The organism is Actinomycetospora flava, assembly GCF_037400335.1.
GTDB lineage: Bacteria > Actinomycetota > Actinomycetes > Mycobacteriales > Pseudonocardiaceae > Actinomycetospora > Actinomycetospora flava.
Map to the genome: position 1 here is coordinate 443,989 of NZ_JBBEGM010000001.1, position 25,284 is coordinate 469,272.

General features: G+C 74.3%; 23 protein-coding genes. 13 read left to right on the forward strand and 10 right to left on the reverse strand.

What is annotated here, in order from left to right:
- Positions 1 to 2: 2 nt before the first annotated feature.
- From WCD58_RS02160 to WCD58_RS02170, 3 genes are read right to left on the reverse strand one after another with little or no spacing between them, the layout of a single operon-like run.
- On the reverse strand, positions 3 to 806 hold the full coding sequence (locus tag WCD58_RS02160; RefSeq protein WP_337698986.1) for a 2-keto-4-pentenoate hydratase: 804 nt from the start codon (positions 804 to 806) through the stop codon (positions 3 to 5).
- Positions 807 to 1,598 carry an IclR family transcriptional regulator gene (locus WCD58_RS02165; protein WP_337698988.1) on the reverse strand — a complete coding sequence of 264 codons (792 nt, stop codon included), beginning with the start codon at positions 1,596 to 1,598 and terminating at the stop codon, positions 807 to 809.
- Positions 1,595 to 2,320, reverse strand: coding sequence for a hypothetical protein (locus tag WCD58_RS02170; protein ID WP_337698990.1), 726 nt, complete (start codon positions 2,318 to 2,320; stop codon positions 1,595 to 1,597). Before WCD58_RS02170 ends, WCD58_RS02165 begins: the two co-directional genes overlap by 4 nt.
- Before the next feature lie 126 nt (positions 2,321 to 2,446).
- Here WCD58_RS02170 and WCD58_RS02175 point away from each other — a divergent pair, with 126 nt between their 5' ends.
- From WCD58_RS02175 to WCD58_RS02190, 4 genes are read left to right on the forward strand one after another with little or no spacing between them, the layout of a single operon-like run.
- Positions 2,447 to 3,361 (forward strand): catechol 2,3-dioxygenase, encoded by a 915-nt coding sequence (locus tag WCD58_RS02175; RefSeq protein WP_337698992.1) that lies wholly within the window; start codon positions 2,447 to 2,449, stop codon positions 3,359 to 3,361.
- Positions 3,362 to 3,369: 8 nt separating this feature from the next.
- Positions 3,370 to 4,308: a catechol 2,3-dioxygenase gene (locus WCD58_RS02180; protein ID WP_337698993.1), complete on the forward strand. Its 939-nt coding sequence runs from the start codon at positions 3,370 to 3,372 to the stop codon at positions 4,306 to 4,308.
- The gene (locus tag WCD58_RS02185) at positions 4,305 to 5,378 is read left to right on the forward strand and encodes a histidine phosphatase family protein (protein ID WP_337698995.1); all 1,074 of its coding nucleotides are present in this window, start codon (positions 4,305 to 4,307) and stop codon (positions 5,376 to 5,378) included. Before WCD58_RS02180 ends, WCD58_RS02185 begins: the two co-directional genes overlap by 4 nt.
- A 1-nt stretch (position 5,379) precedes the next feature.
- The gene (locus WCD58_RS02190) at positions 5,380 to 6,198 is read left to right on the forward strand and encodes an IclR family transcriptional regulator (protein ID WP_337698998.1); all 819 of its coding nucleotides are present in this window, start codon (positions 5,380 to 5,382) and stop codon (positions 6,196 to 6,198) included.
- 4 nt (positions 6,199 to 6,202) lie between these two features.
- Here the strand turns inward: WCD58_RS02190 and WCD58_RS02195 are convergent, their stop codons facing one another.
- Entirely contained in the window at positions 6,203 to 7,303 is a 1,101-nt protein-coding gene (locus WCD58_RS02195; protein WP_337699000.1) for an FAD-dependent oxidoreductase, read from the reverse strand.
- A gap of 74 nt (positions 7,304 to 7,377) precedes the next feature.
- On the opposite strand from WCD58_RS02195, the gene WCD58_RS02200 reads away from it, so the two are divergent.
- The 7 genes from WCD58_RS02200 to WCD58_RS02230 all read left to right on the forward strand — a co-directional run bounded on the left by WCD58_RS02200 (position 7,378) and on the right by WCD58_RS02230 (position 16,475).
- A complete protein-coding gene (locus WCD58_RS02200) occupies positions 7,378 to 8,052 on the forward strand; it encodes a TetR/AcrR family transcriptional regulator (protein WP_337699002.1) in 675 nt (224 codons plus the stop codon).
- A gap of 10 nt (positions 8,053 to 8,062) precedes the next feature.
- Positions 8,063 to 9,583: an MFS transporter gene (locus WCD58_RS02205; protein ID WP_337699004.1), complete on the forward strand. Its 1,521-nt coding sequence runs from the start codon at positions 8,063 to 8,065 to the stop codon at positions 9,581 to 9,583.
- Positions 9,584 to 9,651: 68 nt separating this feature from the next.
- Positions 9,652 to 10,806 (forward strand): cobalamin-independent methionine synthase II family protein, encoded by a 1,155-nt coding sequence (locus WCD58_RS02210; protein ID WP_337699006.1) that lies wholly within the window; start codon positions 9,652 to 9,654, stop codon positions 10,804 to 10,806.
- A gap of 301 nt (positions 10,807 to 11,107) precedes the next feature.
- Positions 11,108 to 14,260: a helix-turn-helix transcriptional regulator gene (locus tag WCD58_RS02215; RefSeq protein WP_337699008.1), complete on the forward strand. Its 3,153-nt coding sequence runs from the start codon at positions 11,108 to 11,110 to the stop codon at positions 14,258 to 14,260.
- Positions 14,253 to 15,020 carry a DUF5995 family protein gene (locus WCD58_RS02220; RefSeq protein WP_337699010.1) on the forward strand — a complete coding sequence of 256 codons (768 nt, stop codon included), beginning with the start codon at positions 14,253 to 14,255 and terminating at the stop codon, positions 15,018 to 15,020. Before WCD58_RS02215 ends, WCD58_RS02220 begins: the two co-directional genes overlap by 8 nt.
- 79 nt (positions 15,021 to 15,099) lie before the next feature.
- Positions 15,100 to 15,969 carry an RluA family pseudouridine synthase gene (locus WCD58_RS02225; RefSeq protein ID WP_337700777.1) on the forward strand — a complete coding sequence of 290 codons (870 nt, stop codon included), beginning with the start codon at positions 15,100 to 15,102 and terminating at the stop codon, positions 15,967 to 15,969.
- On the forward strand, positions 15,966 to 16,475 hold the full coding sequence (locus tag WCD58_RS02230; RefSeq protein ID WP_337699012.1) for a 2'-5' RNA ligase family protein: 510 nt from the start codon (positions 15,966 to 15,968) through the stop codon (positions 16,473 to 16,475). The genes WCD58_RS02225 and WCD58_RS02230 overlap by 4 nt, the downstream gene beginning before the upstream one ends.
- A gap of 75 nt (positions 16,476 to 16,550) precedes the next feature.
- On the opposite strand, the gene WCD58_RS02235 is transcribed toward WCD58_RS02230, so the two are convergent.
- Both WCD58_RS02235 and WCD58_RS02240 read right to left on the reverse strand, forming a co-directional pair.
- Positions 16,551 to 16,706 carry a hypothetical protein gene (locus tag WCD58_RS02235; RefSeq protein ID WP_166660086.1) on the reverse strand — a complete coding sequence of 52 codons (156 nt, stop codon included), beginning with the start codon at positions 16,704 to 16,706 and terminating at the stop codon, positions 16,551 to 16,553.
- A gap of 328 nt (positions 16,707 to 17,034) precedes the next feature.
- On the reverse strand, positions 17,035 to 17,850 hold the full coding sequence (locus WCD58_RS02240; RefSeq protein ID WP_337699019.1) for a proprotein convertase P-domain-containing protein: 816 nt from the start codon (positions 17,848 to 17,850) through the stop codon (positions 17,035 to 17,037).
- 186 nt (positions 17,851 to 18,036) lie between these two features.
- On the opposite strand from WCD58_RS02240, the gene icmF reads away from it, so the two are divergent.
- A complete protein-coding gene (gene icmF / locus WCD58_RS02245) occupies positions 18,037 to 21,270 on the forward strand; it encodes a fused isobutyryl-CoA mutase/GTPase IcmF (RefSeq protein WP_337699021.1) in 3,234 nt (1,077 codons plus the stop codon).
- A gap of 3 nt (positions 21,271 to 21,273) precedes the next feature.
- Here icmF and WCD58_RS02250 read toward each other — a convergent pair whose 3' ends face one another.
- From WCD58_RS02250 to WCD58_RS02260, 3 genes are all read right to left on the reverse strand, one after another.
- Positions 21,274 to 21,690: a hypothetical protein gene (locus WCD58_RS02250; protein WP_337699023.1), complete on the reverse strand. Its 417-nt coding sequence runs from the start codon at positions 21,688 to 21,690 to the stop codon at positions 21,274 to 21,276.
- Between the two features lie 182 nt (positions 21,691 to 21,872).
- Positions 21,873 to 23,228 carry a wax ester/triacylglycerol synthase family O-acyltransferase gene (locus WCD58_RS02255; RefSeq protein ID WP_337699025.1) on the reverse strand — a complete coding sequence of 452 codons (1,356 nt, stop codon included), beginning with the start codon at positions 23,226 to 23,228 and terminating at the stop codon, positions 21,873 to 21,875.
- A gap of 63 nt (positions 23,229 to 23,291) precedes the next feature.
- Positions 23,292 to 23,717, reverse strand: a complete 426-nt coding sequence (locus tag WCD58_RS02260) for a hypothetical protein (RefSeq protein ID WP_337699028.1) — start codon at positions 23,715 to 23,717, stop codon at positions 23,292 to 23,294.
- Positions 23,718 to 23,816: 99 nt separating this feature from the next.
- Between WCD58_RS02260 and WCD58_RS02265 the strand changes: the two genes are divergently transcribed.
- A complete protein-coding gene (locus tag WCD58_RS02265) occupies positions 23,817 to 24,596 on the forward strand; it encodes a helical backbone metal receptor (RefSeq protein WP_337699030.1) in 780 nt (259 codons plus the stop codon).
- A 3-nt stretch (positions 24,597 to 24,599) separates the two neighbouring features.
- Here the strand turns inward: WCD58_RS02265 and WCD58_RS02270 are convergent, their stop codons facing one another.
- A complete protein-coding gene (locus WCD58_RS02270) occupies positions 24,600 to 25,280 on the reverse strand; it encodes a hypothetical protein (RefSeq protein ID WP_337699032.1) in 681 nt (226 codons plus the stop codon).
- Positions 25,281 to 25,284 lie beyond the last annotated feature (4 nt).

The following is a 25,284-nucleotide window of genomic DNA, read 5'->3' on the forward strand; positions in this document are numbered from 1 at the left end:
GGCTAGGACTCCTTCACCCGGATCGTCACCGGCCCGAGCCGGTCGAACTCGGCGCGGAACACGTCGCCCGCGGCCAGCGGGACCGCCGCGTGCAGCGCCCCCGTCATGATCATGTGGCCGGGCTCGAGGGCCACCCCGGCCTCGCCCAGCACGTTCGCCAGCCACGCGACGACGGCCAGCGGGTCGCCGAGCGCCGCCGCGCCCGCCCCGGTGTCGACGAGCTCGCCGTTGCGCGTGAACGTCATGCCGATCAGGCGGGTGTCGAGCCCCGCGAGCGGCACCAGCCGCGAGGACACCGCGACCGCGCCGTTGGACGCGAGGTCGGCGACGGTGTCGGCGAGCTTGATCCGCCAGTCGGCGATGCGGGAGTCGACGATCTCCATCGCCGCCGCCACCCCGGCCACCGCCGGTGCGACGTCGGTGGGCCCGATGCCGGGGCCCTGCAGCCGCGAGCCGAGCACGAACACGATCTCGGCCTCGACCTTGGGCGCGATGAAGCGGCTCAGCGGGATCGCGTCGCCGTCGCGGTAGACCGTGGACGAGAGGACCGGGCCGTAGTCCGGGGTGTCGATCCCGATCATCTTCTGCATCGCCGCGGACGTGACGCCGACCTTGTGCCCGACGACGCGGTCGCCGTCGGCGAGCAGCAGCGGCACGAGCTCCTGCTGGATCGCGTAGCCGTCGGCCATGTCGAGGTCGGGCTCGGTGTCGGTGAACGGCGCGATCGGCACGCGCGTGCGCCGCGCCTCGTAGAGCGCCCGCGCCTTCGCCTTCACTGAATCTGCCGGGGGGTCGGTGAGGGCCACTCAGCTCTCCTTCTCGAGTATCGGTGCCTCTTCGGACCAGCCGAGCCGGCGGGACACGGCCTCGCCCGCCTCGACGATCGTGCGGGCCAGCCGTTTACGGGGCATCGCGCGGAACCGGCTGACCGGCGCCCCGATACCGATGGCGGCGACGACGACCCCGCGCGCGTCGCGGATCGGGGCGGCGAGCGACGCGACGCCGACCTCGCGCTCGTCGACCGCGTCGGCCCAGCCCCGGGCGCGCACGGTGACCAGCGCCCGGCGCAGCTCGTCGGGGTCGGACAGCGTGTGGGGCGTGTGGCGGGACAGCGTCGCCGTGGCCAGGTAGCGCTCGCGGACGTGCTCGGGCGCGAACGCGAGCAGCACCTTGCCCGAGCTGGTGCAGTGCACCGGCACCCGGCGGCCCGTCTCGGTGAACAGCCGCAGCGCGTGGCTCGACTCGAGCCGGTCGACGTAGACGACGTCGTGACCGTCGAGCATGCCGACCTGCGCGGACTCGCCGGTCTCCTCGCGCAGGTGGGCGAGCACCGAGCCGGCGGCGGCGTGCAGGTCCATGTGCACGCGGACGGCCTCGCCGAGCTCGAAGACCACGAGCCCGAGGCGGTAGCCGCCGGTGCGCGGGTCCTGCTCGACGAGCCCCTCGGCGGCGAGCGTGGTGAGCAGCCGGTGCACCGCGCTCTTGCCGAGATCGAGGCGGCGCGCCAGCTCGGAGACGCCGAGCGACTCCTCGCGGGTGAGGAACGCCTTGAGCAGCCGGGCGGCGTTCGTGACCGTCTGCAGCGGCGCGTCGGTCACGCCGGCTCCTGACCTGATGGGTCGAGCTCCGCTTCGCTCCGTCTTCCGGTGAACGCCTCGAGGAGCACCTTGCGCACCGCGTCCGGGTCGGGCGTCGCACCGGGCCTCAGCGCGGCGTCCACGGCCTCGCCCACCGCGGTGTCGTACGGGCGGATCGCGCGGGCCAGCAGGATCTGGGCGCGGGCGAGCCCTGCCACGGCGGCGCCCTCCATCTCGTCGACCAGCGCCTCGCGGCCGCGGGCCCGGTCGCGCAGGCGCTCGAAGTCGCGCGCCGCGGCGGAGTGGGAGCTCGCCAGCCCGGAGCCGACGTGCCCGGCGTGGTGCGGCGAGAGACCGGACCCGGGCTGGGTGACCACGTGGTAGACGACCGTCGAGATCCCCAGCGCGCCGCGGACCTTCTCCGACGCCGGCCCCTCCGACTCGTCGATCAGCCCGAGCGCGGGCACGACCACCGGGTCGTAGAAGCGCACGACCCACTCGAGCCCGTCGGCCGAGCCGGGCAGCTCGACCTCCTGCCCGCGCGTGGGCCCGAGGCCCTCGGTGGTCGCCAGGATGTGCAGGTTGCGCGCGCCGACCGCGGCCACGGTGACCCGCCCCGCGGCGATCAGCGGCAGCCGCCCCTGCACCGCCGGCGGGAACGTCTCGGCCTGCTTCAGGTAGGCGCGGTGGATGCCCTCGACGTAGCCGGCGACCGCGCGGCGCATGGCCATCGGGTCCGCCACGTCGACCCCTCCCGTCAACCCCTGGCGTTCCGGAAGTCGGAACGCGTTGTCTTCCTTCCGGAACGCTAGGGCGGTTAGCGTCGCGGCGTCAAGGAAGCAGGCTCGCCCGCGGAAAGGGCATCTCGCATGGGAATCCTCCGCCTGGCCCACGTCGACGTCCGCACGCCCGACCTCGATCTGTCGGCGGCGTACTACACCGAGGTGATGGGCCTGCAGCAGGTGCAGCGCACCGACGACTGCGTCTACCTCAAGTGCTGGGACGAGGAGGACCACCACTCGCTGCGGATGCGCTACAACCCGCGCACCGGGATGGACTCGTTCACCTTCCGCGTCGAGGAGGAGGACGACCTCCACGAGCTCGAGAAGAAGGTCGAGGCCTACGGCTGCCCCACCTCGCGCGTCAGCCGCGGCGAGGCGGTCGGCCAGGGCGAGTCGCTGCGCTTCGAGGTGCCGTCGGGCCAGATCATGGAGCTGGTCTGGGACATCGAGAAGACCGGCAACATGCTCGGCAAGACCAACCCGTCGCCGGTCCCGCCGCCCGACCTGCCCGGCATCGCGCCGCCCCGGATGGACCACATGCTGGTCAACGCCGAGGAGGTCGCGGAGTCCGCGGCGTTCTTCATCGACGTGCTCGGGATGCGCATGACCGAGCAGGTCCTCGACGGCAACGGCCACCAGCTCGGCGTGTGGCTCGCGGGCAACACCCGCTCCCCGCACGACATCGCCATCGTCAACGGCCCCAACGGCGCCCTGCACCACTGGGCGTACTGGCTCGACGACTGGGACCACATCCGCAAGGCCGCGGACACGCTGGCCTTCAACGGCGTGCAGATCGACCAGGGCCCGACGCGCCACGGCGTCACCCGCGGCAACACCATCTACTTCTTCGACCCGCTCGGGATCCGCAACGAGGTCTTCACCGGCGGCTACTGGGTCGACCCCGACACCGAGATCCTCACCTGGACCGAGGACAACTTCGGCAAGGGCCTCTTCTACTACGAGAACGTCATCAGCCAGCGGTTCCTGCGGATGCACACCTAGGAGACCCCGTGCCCACCACCAGCGACCGGATCATCCGGCTGCAGCACGTCGAGGTCCGGGTCCCCGACCTCGAGCTCGCCACCGCGTACTACACCGAGGTCCTGGGCCTCATCGAGACCGCGCGCGACGAGCGCGACGGCGCCCCGCGGGTCTTTCTCAAGTGCTGGGACGAGCGCGAGCACCACTCGGTGATCCTGCGCGAGGCCCCCACCTACGGCCTCGACCACATGTCGTTCAAGCTCAACGAGGCCTCGGACCTCGACCACTTCACGACGAAGCTCGAGGCCGCCGGCGTGCCGGTCAAGCGCTTCGCGGCGCGCGAGCTGGGCCCGGGCTGGGGCGAGGCGATCCGCTTCGACGCCCCGTCGGGCCACCTCGTCGAGCTCACCCACGGCACCGAGCGGATCGGCAACATGCTGCCGAAGACCAATCCGCCGCCGCGCCCGCAGGACCTCATCGGCATCGCGCCGCCGCGCCTGGACCACGTCTTCGTCATGGCCGAGGACGTCGAGGCGTTCACCGCGTTCTTCACCGAGCTGCTCGAGTTCCGGCTCACCGAGCAGATCCTCGCCAACGACGGCCACCAGCTCGCCACGTTCCTCGAGCACTCGCACACCCCGCACGACATCGCCGTCATCACGGGGCCCAACGGGGCGCTGCACCACTTCGCGTTCTGGCTCGACGACTGGAACGGCATCCGCGAGGCGGCCGACGCGCTCGCGTACCACGGCGTGACGATCGACGTGGCCCCCACGCGCCACGGCGTCACCCGCGGTTACACGACGTACTTCTTCGACCCGGCCGGCAACCGCAACGAGCTCTTCACCGGCGGGTACTGGGTCGACCCGGACTTCGAGCCGATCACCTGGACCGAGGAGGAGATGGGGCGCGCCATCTTCTACTACCACCGCCAGGTCAACGAGCGCTTCTTCACGGTGCACTCGTGACCGGGGTGGAGAACCGGCCCGACGCCCGCCGCGTCGACCGCTACGAGGCCCCGGACTACCTGTCGCGCTACCGCTCGCGCCGCGGCGGCTCGGCGGAGACGCCGCCGGCGCCCGAGGACAGCCAGAACACCGACCAGGCGAGCACGCCGCTCTACCTGCGTCGCTTCCGCGAGCGCGGGTCGGCGCCCGCCGACACGGGCACCGTCTCCTACGAGGGCAGGACCTTCACGCCGGCGCTCGCCGAGGCGAGCCGCGGCAAGGAGGTCGCCGCGCCGGTGGAGCGGCGGGCGTCGGAGAAGATCGTCTGCGAGATCTCGATCATCCGGCACGGCATCACCCAGGGCTACTCCACCGACGCCGGCCTGACGCCGATGGGCGGCTGGCAGGCCCACCGCCGGGGCCACGAGCTCGCGCGGCGCTTCGACCACGGCGACAGGGTGCGCCTGGTCTGCGCCGACACCAACCGCGCCCGCCAGACCGCCGACCAGCTGTACAACGGGATCACCGACGGCCTGCAGATGTGGGGCATCGACGCCGAGATCACCGAGAAGGAGCCGATCCCCGAGCTGCGCAACTTCGGGGTCTGGACCCCCGACGGCCTGCGTGACGTCACCTCGGCGTTCCGGCAGTACCAGGCCACCAACGAGACCCTCGAGCGCCTCGCCGTCGGCGACCGCCCGCGCTGGCTCGTCGAGATCGACCGCTTCTACCGCACGCAGCTGGGCGGGGCGGACCCGATCCAGGAGTGGCTGACGATCCCGATGATGTACTTCGAGCCGCCGGCGATGTGCGTGCGCCGCTTCTGGCGGGGGTTCCACCGGCTGATCACCGAGTCGACGCAGCCCGACGGCACGCTGACCCACCGGCGCATCCTCGCCGCGACCCACTCCGGCCCGATGCGCGCCTTCGCCACCTGGGCGCACGGCTACGACCCCGGCGAGCCGCTGAACACCGAGGAGATCCGGGTCAAGGTGCGCGAGGGCGCGCAGAGCGCGTTCGTCTCCTACCGCAACCGGGTCACCGAGGTGAACGTCCCGCCGCCCGACGAGTTCCCGCACTGGGAGGCCTGAGATGACGGTGCTGTCCCTCCCCCCGCTGGATCTCGACGCCGGCGTCGGCCCGGCCGAGGACGACTCCCCGCTGCGGTCGGTGTCGACCGCGGTCTCGGTGCTCGACTGCTTCGCCGACGAGGCCGAGCTGGGCGCGACGCGCGTCGCCGCCCGGCTCGGGATCGCCAAGAGCACCGCGTGCCGGATGCTGGCGGCCCTGGCCACCGGCGGACTGCTCGAGCGCACCGGCTCGGGTCGCTACCGCCTGGGCCTGCGCCTGTTCGAGTACGGCCAGCTCGCCGTCGACCGGCTCATGCTGCGCGACGTGGCCCTGCCCGCGATGGGCGAGCTGCGCGAGCTGCTGCGCGAGACCATCCAGCTCGGCGTCAGCGTCGGCACCGACGTGCTCTACGTCGAGCGCGCCGAGTCGGCGGCGATGAACGTGCGCTTCCGCAGCGAGCACCGCCGCAACCCGGCGCACTCGTCGAGCGCGGGCCGGGTGCTCGCGGCTGCTGACCCGGCGCTCATCACGGCGATCCTCGAGCGCGGGCTGCAGCGCTACACGCCGTTCACGGTGGTCGACCCGCTGCGCTACCGCCAGATCCTCGCGATCACCCGCGAGCAGGGCTACGCGACCTCGCGCGAGGAGTTCGAGCCCGGCTGGTCGTCGATTGCCGCGCCGATCACCCTCACCCGGGGCGGGCGCCCGCACCCGGTGGCCGCGCTGTCGGTGGTCGGGCCGACCTCGCGCGTGCTCGGACCCCGCAAGCCGGCGGTCGTCCAGGGCGTACGCCGGGCCGCGGCACGGATCTCCGCGGACCTGGAGCGCGCGCGGGGCTGACCCCTCACGACGTGAACGCCGCGACCAGCCCGTGCGGCGCCGCGTCGCCGAACATGAGCGCGTAGAGCTCGGCGCCGTCAGTCGCGGCCGCCTCGCCGCGCGGGAACAGGGCCTGCTCGTAGGCGTCGAGCGCGGCCTCGACGTCGCCCGGGTGCGCCGCGATCGCCAGCGCGAGCTCCGCACCGTCCTGCATCGCGATGTTAGCGCCCTCGCCGTTCGGGGGCGCCAGGTGGGCGGCGTCGCCGACCAGCGTCACCCCGGCGACGCGCTCCCAGCGGTGGCCGATCGGCAGGGTGTTCAGCGGGCGCACGACCGGCGGGGTGTCGGTCTCGGTGATCAGGGCGGTGAGCTCGGGCGCCCAGCCCGCGAACTCCGCGGCGACCCGGGCGGTCACGTCGGGCCCGTCGAACCACTCCGGCGGCCTGGACAGCGCGATGTAGGCGTGCAGGGTGCCGCCCGCCTCGCGGTGGGCCTGGATGCCCTTGCCCGGCTCGGGGGCCATGAGCGACCCGCCGCCGACGGCCGCCGCGGCCGCCGGGTGGCGGGTGTCGCCGTCGTGGAGCCAGGTCTCCACGAAGGTGGTGCCCGAGTAGGTCGGGGTGGCGTCGGAGACCAGGGAGCGGACCCGGGACCACGCGCCGTCGGCACCGACGAGCAGGCCCGTGGTGACGGTGTCGCCGCCGGCGAAGGTCGCCTCGTGGCGGCCGTCGCCGAGCGCGCGGACGCCGGTGACCTTGTGGTCCCAGCGCACGGTGCCCTCGGGCAGCGCGTCGAGCAGGAGTCGCCGCAGGTCGGCGCGCTGCACCTCGGGGCGGCCGCCGTCACCGGTGTCGGGCTCGTCGTGGAGCACGGTCCCGTCGCGGCCGAGGATCCGCATGGCCTGGCGGCCCTCGAGGACCAGCGCGCGGAACTCCTCGGTCAGCCCCGCGGCCGCGAGGGCCGGCTGCCCGCTGTCGGCGTGGATGTCGAGCATCCCGCCCTGGGCGCGCGAGGTCGGTGAGGGTTCGGCCTCGTGGACCGTGACCGGGATGTCGTGGACGGCCAGGACGCGCGCGAGCACGAGCCCGCCGAGCCCGGCACCGATGATCGTGACGTGGGTGGTCATGGTGACTCCTCCTCATCTGCCGTGGAACGTCGTTCCATGGCCCGATGTTGGAACGCCGTTCCAAACATGTCAAGATGACCTCCGTGACCACCCCGCCCCGCCGCCGCGCCGAGGCGCTCACCCGCGGGCGCATCGTCGAGGTCGCCGTCGAGCTGCTCGACACCGACGGCGAGGGCGGGCTGACGTTCCGGGCCCTGGCCAGGGCCCTCGCGACCGGGGCCGGGGCGATCTACTGGCACGTGGCGAACAAGGACGAGCTGCTCGCCGCCGCGACGGACGCGGTCGTCGCGGACGCCCTGGCGACGGAGTCCGCCGGTGACCCCGCGGACCGCGTGCGGGCCGTCGCGCTCGGCCTGTTCGACGCGATCGACGAGCACCCGTGGGTGGCGGGCCAGCTCTCGGCGAGCTCCTGGCAGGCCACCTCGCCCCGGATCTTCGAGATCGTCGGCCGGCAGGTCCGCGACCTCGGCGTGCCGCACGCCCGCTGGTTCACGGTGACCTCGGTGCTCGTGCAGTACGTCCTCGGCGCCGCCGCCCAGAACGCCGCGAACGCGCGCATCCTCGGCCCCGACGTGGACCGCGACGAGTTCCTGGGCGCGGTGTCGACGACCTGGGAGGAGCTCGACCCCGACGAGTACGCGTTCACCCGGACCGTCGCCGAGCAGATGCGCTCCCACGACGACCGCGAGCAGTTCCTCGCGGGGATCGACCTGGTGCTCGCGGGCATCAGCACCCTCGCGCCCGGGTAGCCACGGGCTCGTGCCTGCGCCCGACCAGACTCCCGTGCCGGGCCGGTGGGCCGCCCTCGCGGTCTGCATGCTCGCCGGCGTCATGATCTTCGTCGACGTCAGCATCGTGAACGTCGCGCTGCCGGCGTTCCGCACCGGCCTCGGCGCGAGCCCCGCCGACCTCTCCTGGATCGTCGCCGGCTACACGCTCACGTTCGGCCTGGCCCTCGTCCCGGCCGGACGCCTCGGTGACGGGCGCGGGCGCAAGCGCGTGCTGGTCGCGGGCCTCGTGCTCTTCGCGCTGGCGAGCCTGGCCGCGGGGCTCGCGCAGGACGCCACCTGGCTCGTCGCCGCGCGCCTCGTGCAGGGCCTGGCCGGCGGCCTCGTGAACCCACAGCTCCTCGGGCTCATCCAGCAGATGTTCCGCGGGTCGGAGCGCGGCACCGCGTTCGGCGTGTTCGGCGCGGTCAACGCGTCGTCGACGGCGGTCGGTCCCCTGCTCGGCGGCCTGCTCATCGACCTCGGCGGGGCGGAGGGCTGGCGCTGGGTGTTCCTCGTGAACCTGCCGCTCGCGGTCGCCGCCCTCGTGCTCGCGCCCCGGCTGCTGCCCGCCGACCCCGGCCGGGAGGAGCGGACCCGCACCTCGCTCGACCCCGTCGGCGCGGTGCTGCTCGGCGTCGCGGTGCTCGGGGTGCTGCTGCCGGTCGTGCTCGCCGAGCGCGACCCGGCCGCCGCGCCCTGGTGGACCGCGGCCGTCGGCCTCGCGGTCGGCGCCGGCTTCGTCGCCTGGGAACGCCGGTACGCCCGCGGCGGGCGCGACCCGCTGCTCAACGAGCGGGTCCTGCGCAGCCCCGGCTACGTGCTCGGGACCTCGCTGGGCGCGCTCTACATGGCGGGCTCGACCGCGATCTTCTTCGTGCTCACCGTCTACCTGCAGCAGGGCCTGGGCTACTCCGCGCTCCTCGCCGGGCTCGCGACGATGCCCTACGCCGTCGGCTCGGCGATCGCCGCCGCGTGGGGCGGGCGGGTCGTGACGCGGGTCGGCCGGCCGCTCGTCGTCGCCGGCACGGTCGTCATGGCGGTCGGGATCGCGACGACGCTGCTCGTGGTGGCGTTCCGGACCGACCCGTCGACCGGGCTCTACACGGCGCTGCCGCTGTTCGTCGCCGGGATCGGCAGCGGGCTCGTGATCACCCCGAACCAGGCGCTGACGCTGCAATGCGTGCCCACCGACCAGGGCGGCACCGCGGGCGGCATGCAGCAGACCGCGCAGCGGCTCGGCTCGTCGCTGGGCATCGCGGTGGTCGCCTCGGTGTTCTTCACGGTCCTCGCCGCGTCCGGGCAGCAGTTCGGGACCGCACTCGCGGTCGGCCTCGGCGTCGTGCTCGTGTGCGTGCTCGCGGCGTTCGCGCTCGGCCTCGTCGACGTGCTGCGCCGCCGCCGGGGACACCGGCGCGGCCCCGACGACCCCGCCGCCCTCGGCACCGGGCTGGTCTCCGGCACCGCCACGGAGCCCGACCCGCACGCGGCCGCCGGGCACCCGCACCACTGAGTCTCTCCGTTCGCCGCACCGGAACAGCTCACGTACGACCCGGCGACACCGCTCCTACCGTCAGGTCCATGCAGCGCAGCACCGACCGCGTCCTGACGACCCACGTCGGCAGCCTCGCCCGCCCCGAGGCCCTGCTCGACACGATGCGGGAGAAGGAGCACGGCCGTCCCTACGACGCCGACCTCTTCGCCCGGCAGGTGACCGAGGCCGTCGCCGACGTCGTCGCGCGCCAGCGCGAGACCGGCATCGACGTCGTCACCGACGGCGAGATGGGCAAGGTCAGCTTCGCGACCTACGTCCAGCGCCGGCTCGACGGCTTCTCCCCCGACTCCGGCGAACGCCTCCTGCCGCCGTCGTGGCAGGTCGAGATCGACGCGTTCCCGGAGTACTACGAGGGCTACCTCGGCAAGTACACGAAGACGGTCGCGCCGATGCAGACCGTCGCCTGCGTCGGGCCGGTGAGCTACACCGGCCAGGACGAGCTGCAGACCGACCTCGCGAACCTGCAGAAGGCGATCGCGGACGTCTTCGGGGTGGTCGAGGCGTTCATGCCCTCCACCTCGCCGCGCGGGTTCGGGCGCAACGAGTACTACGCCACCGATCGCGAGTACTACGAGGCCGTCGGCGAGGCGCTGCGCGAGGAGTACCTGGCGATCGTCGACGCCGGCTTCCTGCTCCAGATCGACGACCCCTGGCTGATCGAGATCCTCTCCGACCCGACCCTCGAGCCCGCCGAGCGCGACCGCACCGCGCGCGAGCACGCCGAGATCGTCAACCACAGCCTGCGCGACATCCCGACCGAGCGCATCCGCCTGCACACCTGCTACGGGCTCAACCACGGGCCGCGCATCCACGACATCGGCATGGGCGAGGTCGCGCCGTACATGATCGCGATGCGCGCGGGCGGCTACTCGTTCGAGGTCGCCAACCCGCGCCACATGCACGAGTGGAAGATCTGGGAGGACCTGGCGCTGCCGGAGGGGTCGGTGCTGATCCCCGGCCTGCTCGGGCACGCGCAGAACTACGTGGAGCACCCGGAGCTGATCGCCGACATGATCGGCTGGTACACGTCCTGCGTCGGCCGGGAGAACGTCATCGCCGGCGCCGACTGCGGGTTCTCGTCGCGGGCGAGCTACTCCCCCGAGGTGCACCCGAGCGTCGTCTGGGAGAAGTTCCGGGCGCTGTCGGCGGGCGCGCAGATCGCCACGCAGCGCCTCTACTGACGTTCGGCTCTGCCCGCTCGGCTCTGTCCGCTCGGAAGGGGGAGGCGGGGCGTCCGGGCGTCCCCCCGGGCGCCAGCAGGCCCCGCCTCCCCCTCCCGTCGCGCGCCCGGCCACATGACCCCGGGCGAGCGCGAGGACGTCCGAGCGACCCCCTCCGGTCCCCCGACGACCGTCGTCCCGCCCTCACGACGAAGCTTCTCGGAATCGGTCGAGCCGGCACATCAGAAGAAATGACTAGCCCGACAGGTGGCCTGCCTACGCCGCTGGACGCCGCCGATCGCGCGCGCCTAGCGTCCTCGCCGTGGGAGGTCAGGGGGCGTACCGGGAGGGTGGCGCGGGCACGGCCGAGCCGCCGCCCTGGCGTGCCGCCGACGCCGCCGTCCTCGCCCGGTGCTGGGAGCGCGCCCGGAGCAGCGGCGCGCTGACCGTCGTCCTCACCGGCGACGCGGGGGCCGGCAAGACCCGGCTGGTGCGCGGGCTCGCCGAGCGCGCCGAGGCCGACGGCGGCGTCGTCGTCAGCGGCGCCGCGGTCGACGTGGGCGAGCAGCTGCCGCTCTGGCCGGTCGCCACCGGGCTGCGGCGGCTGCTGCGCCCGGCTGGCACCACTGCGGACGCCCCGCCGGCCGTCCTCGCCGCGCGCGCCGCCCTCGCGCCGTGGCGCGACGAGCTCGCCCCGCTGCTCGACCCCGGCCCCGGCGCGACACCCCCGTCGGGCGGGCACCTGCTCGAGCTGGTGCGCCGGGTGCTGGTCACCCTGGCCGCCGAGGCGCCCGTGCTCGTGGTCGTCGACGACCTGCACTGGGCCGACCGCACCACCCGCGAGCTCGTGGTGTCCCTGGTCGCGCACCTGACCGACGAGCGGATCCTGCTCGTGGCCACGGCCCGCTCGGAGGCGCTGGACGTCACCCATCCCCTGCGCCGCATGCTGCCCGAGCTGACCCGCGACCGGGCCGTGCGGGCCATCGAGCTCGCGCCCCTGCCCCGCGGGCGGGTCGAGGAGATCGTGCGCGACGCCGGCGGCGACACCGGGCTGACCGACCTGGTGTGGCGGCGCTCGGCGGGCAACCCGTTCATCGTCGCCGAGACGCTCGCCGCGGTCGCCGACGGCGCCGCCGACGGCCTCTCCCCCGGGCTGCGCGGCCTCGTCCTCGGGCGGCTCTCGGGGCTGCGGCCGCTGGCGCAGACCGTGGTGGCCGCGCTCGCGCTCGGCGAGGAGCCGGTGCCGCACCGGCTGCTCGCGGAGGTGGTGCGCACCGAGGAGGACGACCTGCTCGCCGCCCTGCGCGAGGCGGCCGAGGCGGCGATGGTCGTCGTCGACCCGGAGGTCGAGGGTTACGCGCTGCGCCACGGGCTGATGCGCGACGTGGTCGCCGCCGAGTTGATGCCCGGGGAACGCCGCGGGCTGCACCGCCGCTACGCGCTGGCCTACGACGCCGTGCTCGGCGCGGGACCGGAGCTGGCGCACGACCCGGCGGCCTCGCTGCGCCGCGCGCACCACTGGACCCGCGCCGACGACCCCGAGAGCGCCCTGCCCGCGGTGGTGCACGCCGCGACCGTCGCCGAGCAGATCCACGAGTTCGGCACGGCGCACCGGCAGTGGATGGCGGCGCTGGCGCTCGCCGCGGCCCGCGCGACGCCCCCGTCGGCGCGGGTCCTGCCCGGTCACCGACCGCCCGCGCTGCCCCCGGCCGGCGGCGACGACCCCGAGGCGGGCGTCATGCTCGCCCGCGCCGCCGACACCGCCCAGCTCGCCGGGGAGTACGACGCGGCCGTCGACCTCCTGCGCCGGTTAGTCCCCGACCCCGCCGCGGCCGGCGCCGCCGAGCTGCCCGCGGTGGTGCGCCTCGGGCGCTCGCTGCTCGACGCGGGGCGCACCGGCGACGCCGTCGCCGTGCTGCACGACGCCGGGCGCGCCGAGCGCGTCGGCGACGACCCCGCCCTGGCCGCCGTGCACGCCGCGCACGCCGAGGCGCTGCTGATCACCGGCGACGTGCGCGGCGCCCAGCGCGAGGCCGAGCGGGCGCTCGCCGTGTCGCGCCGGCAGGGCGAGCACGCCGAGCAGGCGCCGATGCTCGCCACGCTGGGCTCCGCGCTGGCCTACCTCGAGAACCCCGACGCCGGGCTCGCCGCCGTCGCGGACGGGCTCATGATCGCCGAGCGCACGGGCGACGCCGCGGCGGTCGGGCGCGCCTACCAGGCGTGGGCGGACCTGCTGTCCGGGCCGCTGGGCGAGCTGCACGAGGGCGTGGAGATCGCGCGCCAGGGCGTGGCGCGGATGCGGGACCTGGGCCTCGCGCGCTCGGCGGGCGTGCGGCTGCTCGCCACCACGGCGAACGGCCTCTTCCGGCTCGGGCGCTGGTCGGAGGCCTCCGACGCCGTCGACGAGGCGTGGGCGCTCTCGCCGACCGGCGCCGACGCGCTCGAGGTCCGGCTCGCGCGCTGCCGCCTCCAGGTCGGGCGCGGCGAGTTCGTCGAGGCCGACGAGGACCTCCGCGCGGTGGATCTCCTCGCGCTCGACGGCACGGGCGAGGACTCCGCGGCGCCGGACGACCGCACCCCCGGCCCACCCCGCCGGGGCACCGTGGCCTCGCGCTACCGCGTCCCGCTGCTGACCCTGCGCTCGGGCGTCGAGATGTGGCGCGGGCGCCCGGACCTCGCGCGCACGCTCGTCGCGCGCGGTCTCGACGTCGCCGAGCACACCCCCGACGACGTGTTCCTGGTCGCCCCGCTGGTCTGGCACGGGCTGCGGGCCGAGGCCGAGGCCGCCGCGCGCGGCATGGCCACCGACCGCGCCGCGCTCGAGCGCCTCGCCCGGCACGTCGTCAACCTGGAGCGGCGGGTGCCGAGCACCGTGCCCGCGCTGCGCCGCACCGTGCTCGCCTACGTGACCATGTGCCGCGCCGAGGCCGGCCGCGCCGCCGGCGCCTCCGACCCGGACGCCTGGGCGCAGGTCGCCGAGATGTGGGGCAAGCAGCTCAACCCCTACCCCGCGGCCTACGCCATGCTGCGCCGCGCCGAGGCCCTGCTCGCGTCCGGTACCCGCCGCGGCGAGGCGGCCCGCGCGCTGCGCTCGGCGGCGGAGACCGCGACGGCGATGGGCGCCGGGCCGTTCCTCGACGAGATCGCCGGGCTCGCGCGCCGCGCCCGCCTCGACGTCACGCACGCGGGCGAGGCACCGGTCGCGACGGCCGCCGGCGAGACCACCGCCGCCGCGCGCCGCGCCCCCGAGCTCGCGGCCCTGACCTCCCGCGAGCACGAGGTGCTCGCCGTCCTCGCCGACGGGCTGTCCAACCGCGAGATCGCCCACCGCCTCTACATCAGCGAGCGCACCGTCGCGGTCCACGTCTCCCGGGTGCTCGCCAAGACCGGCACCCGGTCACGCACCCAGGCCGCGGCCCTGCTCCAGCGTGTCCGCGCGCGTCCCACCGGCCCCGAGCGAGGAACCCGTGCCTGAACGCCAGACCCTGGTGGGCAACCAGACCCTGCTCGCGCCGCTCGCGGCGCAGCGCCCGACCGACGTGCCCGGCGTCGTCACGGCGCTCCGGGAGCTGCGGGACACGGCGGACCACCTGGGCGGCACCGGGGACCGCCACCGCGACGGGATCGCCTGCTTCTCCGACCTCTACCTCACGATCACCCAGGACGTCCTCGCCGAGTACGAGCGGGGAGCGATGTTCCACTGCGGCGAGTTCATCCTGCAGCTCGACATCGCGTTCGCGCGGCGCTACCTCGTCGCCCTCGACGACCACCTGCACGGCCGCCCGAGCGCGCCCGGCTGCTGGGAGGTGCTGTTCACCCGGCGCCAGGAGGACCACGAGGAGTGGCAGTTCGCGGTCGTCGGGGTCAACGCGCACGTCAACTTCGACCTGGCCTTCGCCCTGCTCGACGTGTGGGAGGACAACCCGACCCCGCTCGCGACGACGAGCGCGCAGTACGCGGACTACGAGGCCATCAACACGATCTTCCGCAACAACATGGACGCGCTGTGCGAGAAGAACGAGGTGCCCTGGACGAAGTGGGGCCCGGACGGCGGGATCATCGACGGGCTCGGCAACCTCGTCGGCAACATCCTCGTCTCCGGGACCCGTGACGTCGCCTGGACGTTCGCCGAGCACATGTGGGCGCGGCGCACCGCCGACCCCGAGCACTACCGCGTGGCGCCCACCGCGGCGCTCGACAGGATCGCGACCGGCGTCGCCGAGGCGTTCCTCTAGGGATCCGTAGTCTCGGGCCGTGCCCCGCCGCAGCCCGCCGCTCCCGCCGCGCGACGGGCTCGACCCGGCCCGGGTGCGGATGCCGGACGCGGGCCCGTGGGCGACGCTGCGCGACCACCTCGTCGACCGGCTGCCGGTCCCGCCCGCGCGGGTCGACGCGATGCTCGCCGAGGGGCGGATCGTCGACCACGACGGGCCGCTCGGGCCGGACACGCCGTTCGTGCCCCGGTCGGTGATCTGGTTCCACCGCGACCTGCCCGACGAGGCGCCGGTGCCGTTCGAGATCGACGTCGTGCACCGCGACGACGAGATCGTCGTGGTCGACAAGCCGCACTTCCTCGCCACGATCCCCCGCGGGCGCCACGTCCGCGAGACCGCGCTGGTGCGGCTGCGCCACCGGCTCGGGCTGCCGGCGCTGAGCCCGGCGCACCGGCTGGACCGGGTGACCGCGGGCCTCGTCCTGTTCGTCGTCGAGCCCGCGCGGCGCGGGACCTACCAGAACCTGTTCCGCGACCGGCGCGTCACGAAGGCCTACGAGGCGGTCGCCCCCTACGACCCGGCGCTGGCGCTGCCGCGCACGGTGCGCAGCCGCATCGTCAAGGAGCGCGGGGTGGTCACCGCGCAGGAGGTGCCGGGCGAGCCCAACGCGGAGACGCGGGTGGAGCTGCTCGAGGCGCGCTCCGACCGGGCGCGCTACCGTCTCGAGCCCCGCACCGGGCGCACCCACCAGCTGCGCGTGCACATGGCCTCGCTGGGGCTGCCGCTGCTCGGCGACCCGTTCTACCCCGCCGTGCGCGACGTGCCGCTCGACGACTTCCGCGCGCCGCTGCAGCTCCTGGCCCGCGAGCTGGCGTTCCCGGACCCGCGGACCGGCGAGGAGCTCCGCTTCACGAGCCGCCGGAGCCTGCAGGCGTGGGACGACCCCGACGGATGGACGGCAGGCCCGTGAGCGACACCGACCCGCTGATCGTCACCGCGCTGCTCGACGAGGAGACCCAGGCGGAGCTCGACGCGCAGCGCCGGCGGTTCTTCCCGTCGCGGCGCCTGGTGGTCGGCGCCCACCTGACGCTGTTCCACGCCCTGCCCGGACACCGCGCCGACGAGGTCACCGCCGCGCTGGACGAGCTGGCGGGACGGGCACCGATCGCCGGGCGGGTGCGCGCGCCGTTCGCGCTCGGGCGGGGCGTGGCCTACCGGATCGAGGCGCCCGGGCTCGACACCCTGCACGCGGCGATCGCGCGGCGCTTCGCCGACGACCTCACCCGCCAGGACGCGCGGCGGCCGCACCACCACGTCACCGTGCAGAACAAGGTCGACCCCGAGACCGCGAAGGCGACGCTCGCCGAGCTCGTCGCCGCGCACAGCCCCTACCCCGCGACGGTGGTCGGCCTCGCCCTCTGGCGCTATCGCGGCGGCCCGTGGGAGGCCGCGGGCGAGTTCCCGTTCCGCGGGTAGCGCCCACCGAACAGAACGGCCCGTCCCCCTCGCCGGGGACGGGCCGTGGTCGTGCGTCTCGGTCGTGCGGAGCGGTCAGAAGTAGGTCTTGCGGCCACCGACGCCACGGCCGACGGCGCCCAGGATCGTCAGGATGAGCCCGACGACGGCCAGGATCGCGCCGATCGTGTAGAGGATCGAGATGCCGGTGACAGCGCCGATGATGATGAGGATGACGCCGAGAATGATCACTTCGTACTCCTAGTACCGAGGGGCCCTTCGGGGGCGGGGCCAGCCTGATACCCGGCGTGATGAGGCAGGAACCCCGGCGTTCGGACCATTCCTGACTCACCCGTTCGCCTCATGACGCGGGCGTCGAAACGCTTCCCCCGCCGCAGCGTCGCCGGGGCGGGTATCGATCGGTGAGCGCTCTGCGCCGACCGCGTGGACCTGCCCCGCGAGCCTCGGCCGCGCCGCCCCCCGAACGAACGAACGGCGCTCTCGCTGCTTCGGAAGCAGCGAGAGCGCCGTTCGTTTCGCGCAGGCGCGCCGGGTGCGCGCCGGGCGTGCGGCGTCCGGGTCAGTCCGACTGGACCGTCAGGCCCCACCCGGTGAGCCGGCCCTGGTCGATGCCGACGCCGTCGACGACCTTCAGCTGCCACTGCCCGCCGGCCTGCTGACCGGCGAGCGGGGCGAGCGGGCTGCCCGGCGTGGTGCTGTCGAGGTTCAGCTGCAGGCCCGGGTTCTGCCGGCTGCAGTCCTGCGGGTCGGCGAGCGTGACGGGCGTGCCCTGCGGCGAGATCAGGGTGACGGTGAGGTCGCAGGTGAACGGGTGCGTGATCGTCGCCTCGACGTGGACGCTCTGCACCTGGCCGGAGCCGTCGAGCGCGATGACGTCGGTGACGCCGGCCGGGTCGGCGTCGGGGATCGCGACGTTGTTCGCGGACACCCCGATCAGCGTGCCGCCGCCCGAGAGCAGGACGACCGTGCCCACGACGCCGGCGACGAGGACGAGCGCGACGCCGGCGACGAGCCAGCCGATCCAGCCCCGTTTGCGCGGCGGGGGCACCGGGGCGTAGCCGGGCACCGCGCCGGTCGGGGGCGGCCCGTAGCCGGGCGCCGGGTAGCCGTAGCCCGCCTGCCCGTAGCCCGCCTGCCCGTAGCCCGCCTGCCCGTACCCGGCCTGCCCGTACGGGGGCTGGTCGTAGAGCGGCGGCCCGTATCCCGGCGGCGCTCCCCCGGCTCCCGGCACCTGGCCGACCACCGCGGTGGGCTGGGCCGAGGCAGGGATCTCACCGACCTGACCCGCCTGACCGACGACCGCGGTCGGCTGGGACGACTGCGGCACGCCCTCCCCGGCGGGGAAGGGACCGGACGGCGGGAGGACGGTGCTCATGGGGTGCTCCGGGGGTGAGCGGACGGCTGTCTCGACGCACCGTAATCAGATTCGGGCCCGAACGGCTCGCTCTTCACTCTTTCAGCCCAGCAACGACTTCGCTCCGTGAGTGATGTGTGTCGCTGGCCGCGAAACGCTTTGACGTCCTACTATTTGCCGGAGCGCCGACCTGGACTGCGAGGAAGCATGACGGACGAGCTGTACGTCCCGACCCACCCGATCCGCTTCGTCACCGCGGCGAGCCTGTTCGACGGGCACGACGCGGCCATCAACATCATGCGGCGGATCCTCCAGCGCCAGGGCGCGGAGGTCGTGCACCTGGGCCACAACCGGTCCGTGGACGAGGTCGTCACGGCCGCGATCCAGGAGGACGCCCAGGGCGTGGCCATCAGCTCCTACCAGGGCGGGCACGTCGAGTACTTCTCGTACCTGGTCGACCTGCTGCGCGAGCGCGGCGCCGGGCACGTCAAGGTCTACGGCGGCGGTGGCGGCGTCATCGTCCAGGACGAGATCGACCAGCTGCACGCCCACGGCGTCGCGCACATCTTCTCCCCGACCGACGGCCAGCGCCTGGGCCTGCCGGGGATGATCAACACGATGATCCGGGCGTGCGACGTCGACCTCGGCGCGGAACCGCCCTCGAGCTGGGACGGCGTCTTCACCGGCGAGCCCGCGACGCTCGCCCGCGCCCTGTCGGTCGCCGAGGCGGGTGCCCTGCCCGACGAGGTCCGCGAGCGCGCGCGGTCGGCGGTCGAGGGCAAGGCCGTGCCGGTCCTCGGCATCACGGGCACCGGCGGGTCGGGCAAGTCCTCACTCACCGACGAGCTCGTGCGCCGCTTCCGCCTCGACCAGGAGGACAAGCTGCGGATCGCGGTGCTCGCCGTCGACCCGACGCGCCGCAAGGGCGGCGGCGCCCTGCTCGGCGACCGCATCCGCATGAACTCGCTCGGCGGGGCGCAGGTCTACTTCCGCTCGATGGCCTCGCGCGGCGGCGGCGGCACGCTGCCCGAGAACCTCGCGGACGCGATCCTGCTGCTGCGCGCCTCGGGCGCCGACCTCGTCATCGTCGAGACCCCCGGCATCGGCCAGGGCGACGCCGGCATCGTCGACGTCGTCGACTCGTCGCTCTACGTCATGACGCCGGAGTTCGGCGCCGCGTCCCAGCTCGAGAAGATCGACATGCTGGACTTCGCGGACGCCGTCGCCATCAACAAGTTCGAGCGCCGCGGCGCCGACGACGCCCGCCGCGACGTGTCCCGCCAGCTCGTGCGCAACCGCGACGCGTTCTCCTCGTCGTGGGAGGACATGCCGGTCTTCGGCACCAGCGCCGCGACGTTCCACGACGACGGCGTCACCGCGCTCTACGGGTACCTGCGCACGCTGCTCGCCGAGCACGGGATGACGGTCGGCGATGGCCGGCTGACCATCCCGGACTCCAAGGTCTCCACCGACTTCGCGGCCTCGATCCCCCCGGAGCGCGCCCGCTACCTCGCCGACATCGCGGGCACGGTGCGCGGCTACCACGACCGCACCGGCGCGATGGTCACCGCGGCCCGCCGGCGCGCGGCGCTGCGCACCGCCGCCGAGGCCCTCGGCGACCGCGAGGCGGGCGAGCTGCCCGCCGTCCTCGCCGAGGCCGAGCGCGACCTGCCCGGCGAGGCCGTGGCGCTGCTCGACGCCTGGCCGGAGACCGTCGAGGCCTACGCGGGCGACGAGATGGTCGTGCACGTGCGCGACAAGGAGCTGCGCACCCAGCTGACCCGCGAGACGCTCTCGGGCAACAAGGTCAACCGCGTCGCGCTGCCGGCGTTCACCGCCGACGAGGAGATCCTGCGCTTCCTGCGCAAGGAGAACCTGCCCGGGCACTTCCCGTTCACCGCCGGGGTGTTCTCGTTCAAGCGCGAGGGCGAGGACCCGGCGCGCATGTTCGCCGGCGAGGGCGACGCGTTCCGCACCAACCGGCGCTTCCACTACCTCTCGGAGGACTCGCCGGCCAAGCGCCTCTCGACCGCGTTCGACTCGGTGACGCTCTACGGCCACGACCCGGCGACGCCGCCCGACGTCTACGGCAAGGTCGGCACCTCCGGGGTGTCGATCGCGTCGCTGGACGACATGAAGGTCCTCTACTCCGGCTTCGACCTGAGCTCGCCGACCACCTCGGTGTCGATGACGATCAACGGCCCGGCGCCGGCGATCCTCGCCTACTTCCTCAACACCGCGGTCGACCAGCAGGTGGACGCCTTCGCCGAGGAGCACGGACGGGCGCCGAGCGAGTCCGAGCGGGCCGAGCTCGCCGAGCACGCCTACCAGAACGTGCGCGGCACGGTGCAGGCCGACATCCTCAAGGAGGACCAGGGCCAGAACACCTGCATCTTCTCCACCGAGTTCTCGCTGCGGATGATGGCGGACATCCAGGAGTGGTTCATCCGCCACAAGGTGCGCAACTTCTACTCGGTGTCGATCTCCGGCTACCACATCGCCGAGGCCGGGGCGAACCCCATCAGCCAGCTCGCGTTCACGCTGGCGAACGGGTTCACCTACGTCGAGTCCTACCTCGCGCGCGGCATGGACATCGACGACTTCGCGCCCAACCTGTCGTTCTTCTTCTCCAACGGCATGGACGCCGAGTACTCCGTGATCGGCCGCGTCGCCCGCCGGATCTGGGCGGTGGCCATGCGCGACCGCTACGGCGCGAACGAGCGCAGCCAGAAGCTGAAGTACCACGTGCAGACCTCGGGCCGGTCGCTGCACGCGCAGGAGATGAACTTCAACGACATCCGCACGACGCTGCAGGCCCTCTGCGCGCTCTACGACAACGCCAACTCCCTGCACACCAACGCCTACGACGAGGCCGTCACCACGCCCTCGCAGGAGTCGGTGCGGCGCGCGCTGGCCATCCAGCTGATCATCAACCGCGAGTGGGGCCTCTCGATGAACGAGAACCCGCTGCAGGGCTCCTTCGTCATCGACGAGCTGACCGACCTCGTCGAGGAGGCGGTGCTCAAGGAGTTCGACTCGATCGCCGAGCGCGGCGGCGTCCTCGGCGCGATGGAGACCGGCTACCAGCGCGGCAAGATCCAGGACGAGTCGATGCTCTACGAGTCGCGCAAGCACGACGGCTCGCTGCCGATCGTCGGGGTCAACACCTTCCTGCCGCCCGAGGACGCGGAGCAGGAGGGCCACGAGCTCGAGCTCTCCCGGGGCACCGAGGAGGAGAAGAAGGGCCAGCTCGAGCGGGTCGGCGACTTCCAGGCCCGCCACGCCGACGCCGCGCCCGAGGCCCTGCGCCGGCTGCAGGACGCGGCGACCTCGGGGGCGAACGTCTTCGACGAGCTCATGTCCGCGGCGCGCGTGTGCACGCTCGGTCAGCTCACCGACGCCTTCTTCGAGGTCGGCGGGCAGTACCGGCGCAGCATGTGATCGCTACCGGCGGCTGAACCAGGACCCGCTCTCGGGGCGGTACAGGAACACGACGAGCGCGACGGCGAGGCCGGCGGCGAGGACCGCCGGCACCGTCGTCGTGGCGTCCCCGCCCGGGAGCACCGCGAACAGCGCGAGCACCGTCAGCGTGCTCAGCGCGGTCATGGTGACGCGTGCCCAGTCCCGGCCCGCCCACATCCGCGCGGTGAGCCAGAGCCACACGCCGTTGCCGACGAGGAAGAACACGACGGGCAGGGTCTCGGCGATGCCGCGCGCCGTGCTGCCGCTCGTCGTGACACCGCTCTCGCCGTGGAGCACGTCGGCGATGCCGGAGATCGCCGGGGAGTCGTTCATCAGCAGCACGAGCCCGAGCAGCGACACCGGGACCTGGAGCAGGGCGACGACGAGCGCCCGGCTCACCGCGGGTGGTCGCGGGACCGGGCGGGGCGTGACCCTCGCTGATCGACCGTCGCGGCGGGGCGTGGGCATCGGACCGGGGACCGTGGAGAAGGACATGCACGGAACGTAACGCCCGGCGGAGATCAGGAGGGGTTCTGTCCGGATTCGGCCAGAGATTCGTCAGGATTCGTGACTCCGGGTAGCTACTCCAGTGCGGCGAGCTGCTCGTCGAGGGCGGCGACGAGGCGGTCGACGCCGTACTCGCCGCCGAGGATCGCGGTGTCGGCGCGGACGCCGAGGCGCACGCGCCCGGCGTAGGACAGGATGCTCACGCCCAGGGCGAGGTGCCCGGAGCACGGCACCCAGAACAGGGCGTCGCGGACGCGCGTCCCGACGATCGTCAGCGGGGCGACGGGGCCGGGGACGTTCGAGATGATCACCGAGGACGTCGTGGCGTACCGGGCCACCAGCGCGCGGGTCCACGCCGGGCGGCCGTGGCCCGAGCCCGCGATGCCGGCGAAGGTCGCCAGGGCCTGGTTCGTCCGCTTGATCGTGCCCATCGCGTCGTGCACGCGCTCGATCCGCCGGCCGGGGTCGGGCTCGTCGGTCGGCAGCGGCGGGAGCACGAGCCCCACCTCGTTGCCCAGCTCGTCGGAGATCGGGCGGTCGAGCGGGCGCATGTTGATCGGCATCACCGCGCGCAGGCGCGGGAGGTCGTCCCCGAGCACGGTGCGCAGCGCCCCCGCGATCGCCGCGCACAGGACGTCGTTGACGCTCGCCCCGTGCGGCTTGCCGGCCGCCTTCACCGTCTCCAGGGGGACCATCGACGTCCAGCGCGCCGACTTCGTCGTGCCCGGCTCGCCCAGCAGCGACGACGGCGCGTCCCGGGGCGGGCGGGCGAGCATCGTGGCGGACGTCCGCACCGCCCGGCCGGTGGCGCGCAGCTCCGCGGCACCCTCCTCGGTGCCCGCCGCCCGCACCTTGCCCCGCAGGTCCGCGACCCGCCCGCGCAGCTCGCGGTGCAGCAGACGCCAGTCGTGCGCCCGGCGCGGCCGGCGCGGCGCCTCGGCGTAGGCGGCCGGGGTGCCCTCGGCGGCGGGGTCGTCGGACAGGACGTGGAACAGGTGGTTGAGCGCGACGCCGTCGGCGAGGCCGTGGTGGATGTTCACCAGCAGCGCCGACCCGTCGCCCCGGTAGCCCGACACCAGGTGCAGCGACCACCACGGCCGGTCGGCGGGCAGCGGCTGCGACATCGCGGCCCCGACGTGGCGGGCGAGCGCGGCGTCGTCCCCCGGCTCGTCGAGCGCGACGACCCGCACGTGCTCGGTGAGGTCGGGCGGGGCGTCCACCCACCGCGCCGGGCCGAACCGGCCGACGGGCCACCTCGGGCGCTGGCGCAGGCCGGGGTAGACCGCGACCCAGCGCTCGCGGACCCGCTCGCGGAGCGCGTCGATGTCGATCGGACCCTCGCAGAAGAGGATCCCGTGCACGGCCATCCGGTTGGTCGGCTGCTCGAGCTGCAGCCAGGCCGTGTCGATGCCCGACGCCCAGCGGTCCACGACGATGTGCCTCCGGTCACGCGAAAGATACCGGTACCGACGGTATCGGATGCCGCGGACGGCTCAGCCGGGGCGGTACCAGTCGCGGACGTCGCGGCGCAGGAGCAGGCCGAGGGCCGTCACCGTGCCGGCGATCAGGAGGAGGTCGACGACGACCCCGACGGGCCCCTCGCTCAGCGCGAACGTGAGAGTCATCAGCACGCTCGCGACGCCGAGGAAGCCCAGGGCGGTGCGCGCGCCGCCGTGGCGGAGCCACAGCCGCCCCGCGACCACCACCCACACCGCGTTCACCACGACGGCGAGGCCGACCAGCGCACCCGGCGGCGGTTCCACGAGGGTCGCGGCGAGCAGCGCCGTGAGGGGCCCGAGCAGCGGGGTCAGCGCCGGCACGAGCGGGACCAGCACCGACGCGACGAGGGCCACCGCCGCCTGCACCACCAGGATGACGACGATCACGCGGACCGCGACCGGGCGGCTCGGGGCGATCACCAGGCGGAGTCTGGCCGTCCGCGGGCCGGACCGGAAGGGAACGCCCCGAACCGGACATCCCCGACCACCCACGCCGCCGTCCTGCGGCACCCTGGGGTCATGAACGTCGTCGACGACGAGGGCCGCCGCGTCCCGCTCCCCGCGAGCGTCGGCCGGGTGGTCAGCCTCGTCCCGTCGCTCACCGAGGCCGTCGGGGTCACCGAGCCGGGCCTGCTGGTGGGCGCCACGGACTGGTGCACCCACCCGGACGACCTCGACGAGCACGGGATCACGCGGGTGCGGGGCACCAAGAACCCCGACATCGACACCATCGTGGCGCTGCGCCCGGACCTCGTCCTGGCCAACGCCGAGGAGAACAAGCCCGCCGAGCTCGAGAAGCTGCGTGCGGCGGGGCTCGCGGTGTACGTCACCGACATCCGCACGGTCGACGGCGCCCTGCGCTCGCTGGAGCGGATGCTCGCCGCCTGCGGGCTCGAGCGCCCGGCCTGGATCGACGGCGCGCGGGCGGCGTGGGACGCCCTCCCGCTGCCCGACGCGCCGCGCCGCGCCGTCGTCCCGATCTGGCGCAAGCCGTGGATGGCGGTCGGCTCGGACACGTTCACCGGCGCGGTGCTCGCGCGCCTGGGCGTCGAGAACGTGTTCGACGACTCGCCCGAGCGCTACCCGCGCTTCGACCCCGCCGACCTGCCCCCGCACGACCTCGTCGTCCTGCCCGACGAGCCCTACCGGTTCACCGCCGACGACGGGCCCGAGGCGTTCGCGGCCCCGTCGGCGCTGGTCAGCGGCCGGTTGCTCACCTGGTACGGGCCGAGCCTGCTCGAGGCGGCGCGGGTGCTGCCGGGGGCGCTGGCGGTCGACGAGGCCACGGCGGCCCGCTGAGCGCTACCCGGCGGTACGCCGCACCTCGTCGTGGGAGCCCTCGACGTCGATGCGCGCGAGGGCCCCGGCGAGCCGGCCGATCTTCTCCGGCCGGTTCCCGTAGCGGGCGAGGTCCTCGGCACTCTCCCCCAGTCCGAGGGCCGCGGCGGCGCGCAGCGCACGGGTGCCGGCGAACGGGGCGACCTCGTCCCAGAGCGGCTGCACCTCGCGGAAGTACACGTCGACGACACCGTCGTCCACGCCGGGCAGCGCGGTGAGCAGCTCCCGCTCGCGCGCGGGGTCGTGCCCGGCCTTCTCGCGCAGCCCGCGCAGGTCGCCGCCCCAGGTCTCGGAGACCGCCGACGCGAGCGCGACCAGCGTCGCGGCGGTGTCGGAGGCGCTGTCGTCGCCGTCGCCTCGGTCGACGCCCTCGACGGCGGCGCCGAGCTCCTTGGCGACGTCCTGCGCGCTCGCCGCCGCGAGGTCCGCGGGCGTGTGCCAGCGGTTGGTCACCTCGTGCGCCGCCCGCGCCGGCCCGCTGCTCTCGCCCCGCGGGGCGACCAGGACGGCCGTCACGAGCAGCCCGAACAGGCTCGCCGGGTTGTTGGTGCGCCCGAGCCCGATCTCCTCGGCGAACCCCCGGCCCTCGCGCGCCAGGACCGCCCGGACGGTCAGCTTCTGGTCTTCACGCAGCGTGTCGTCCATGGGC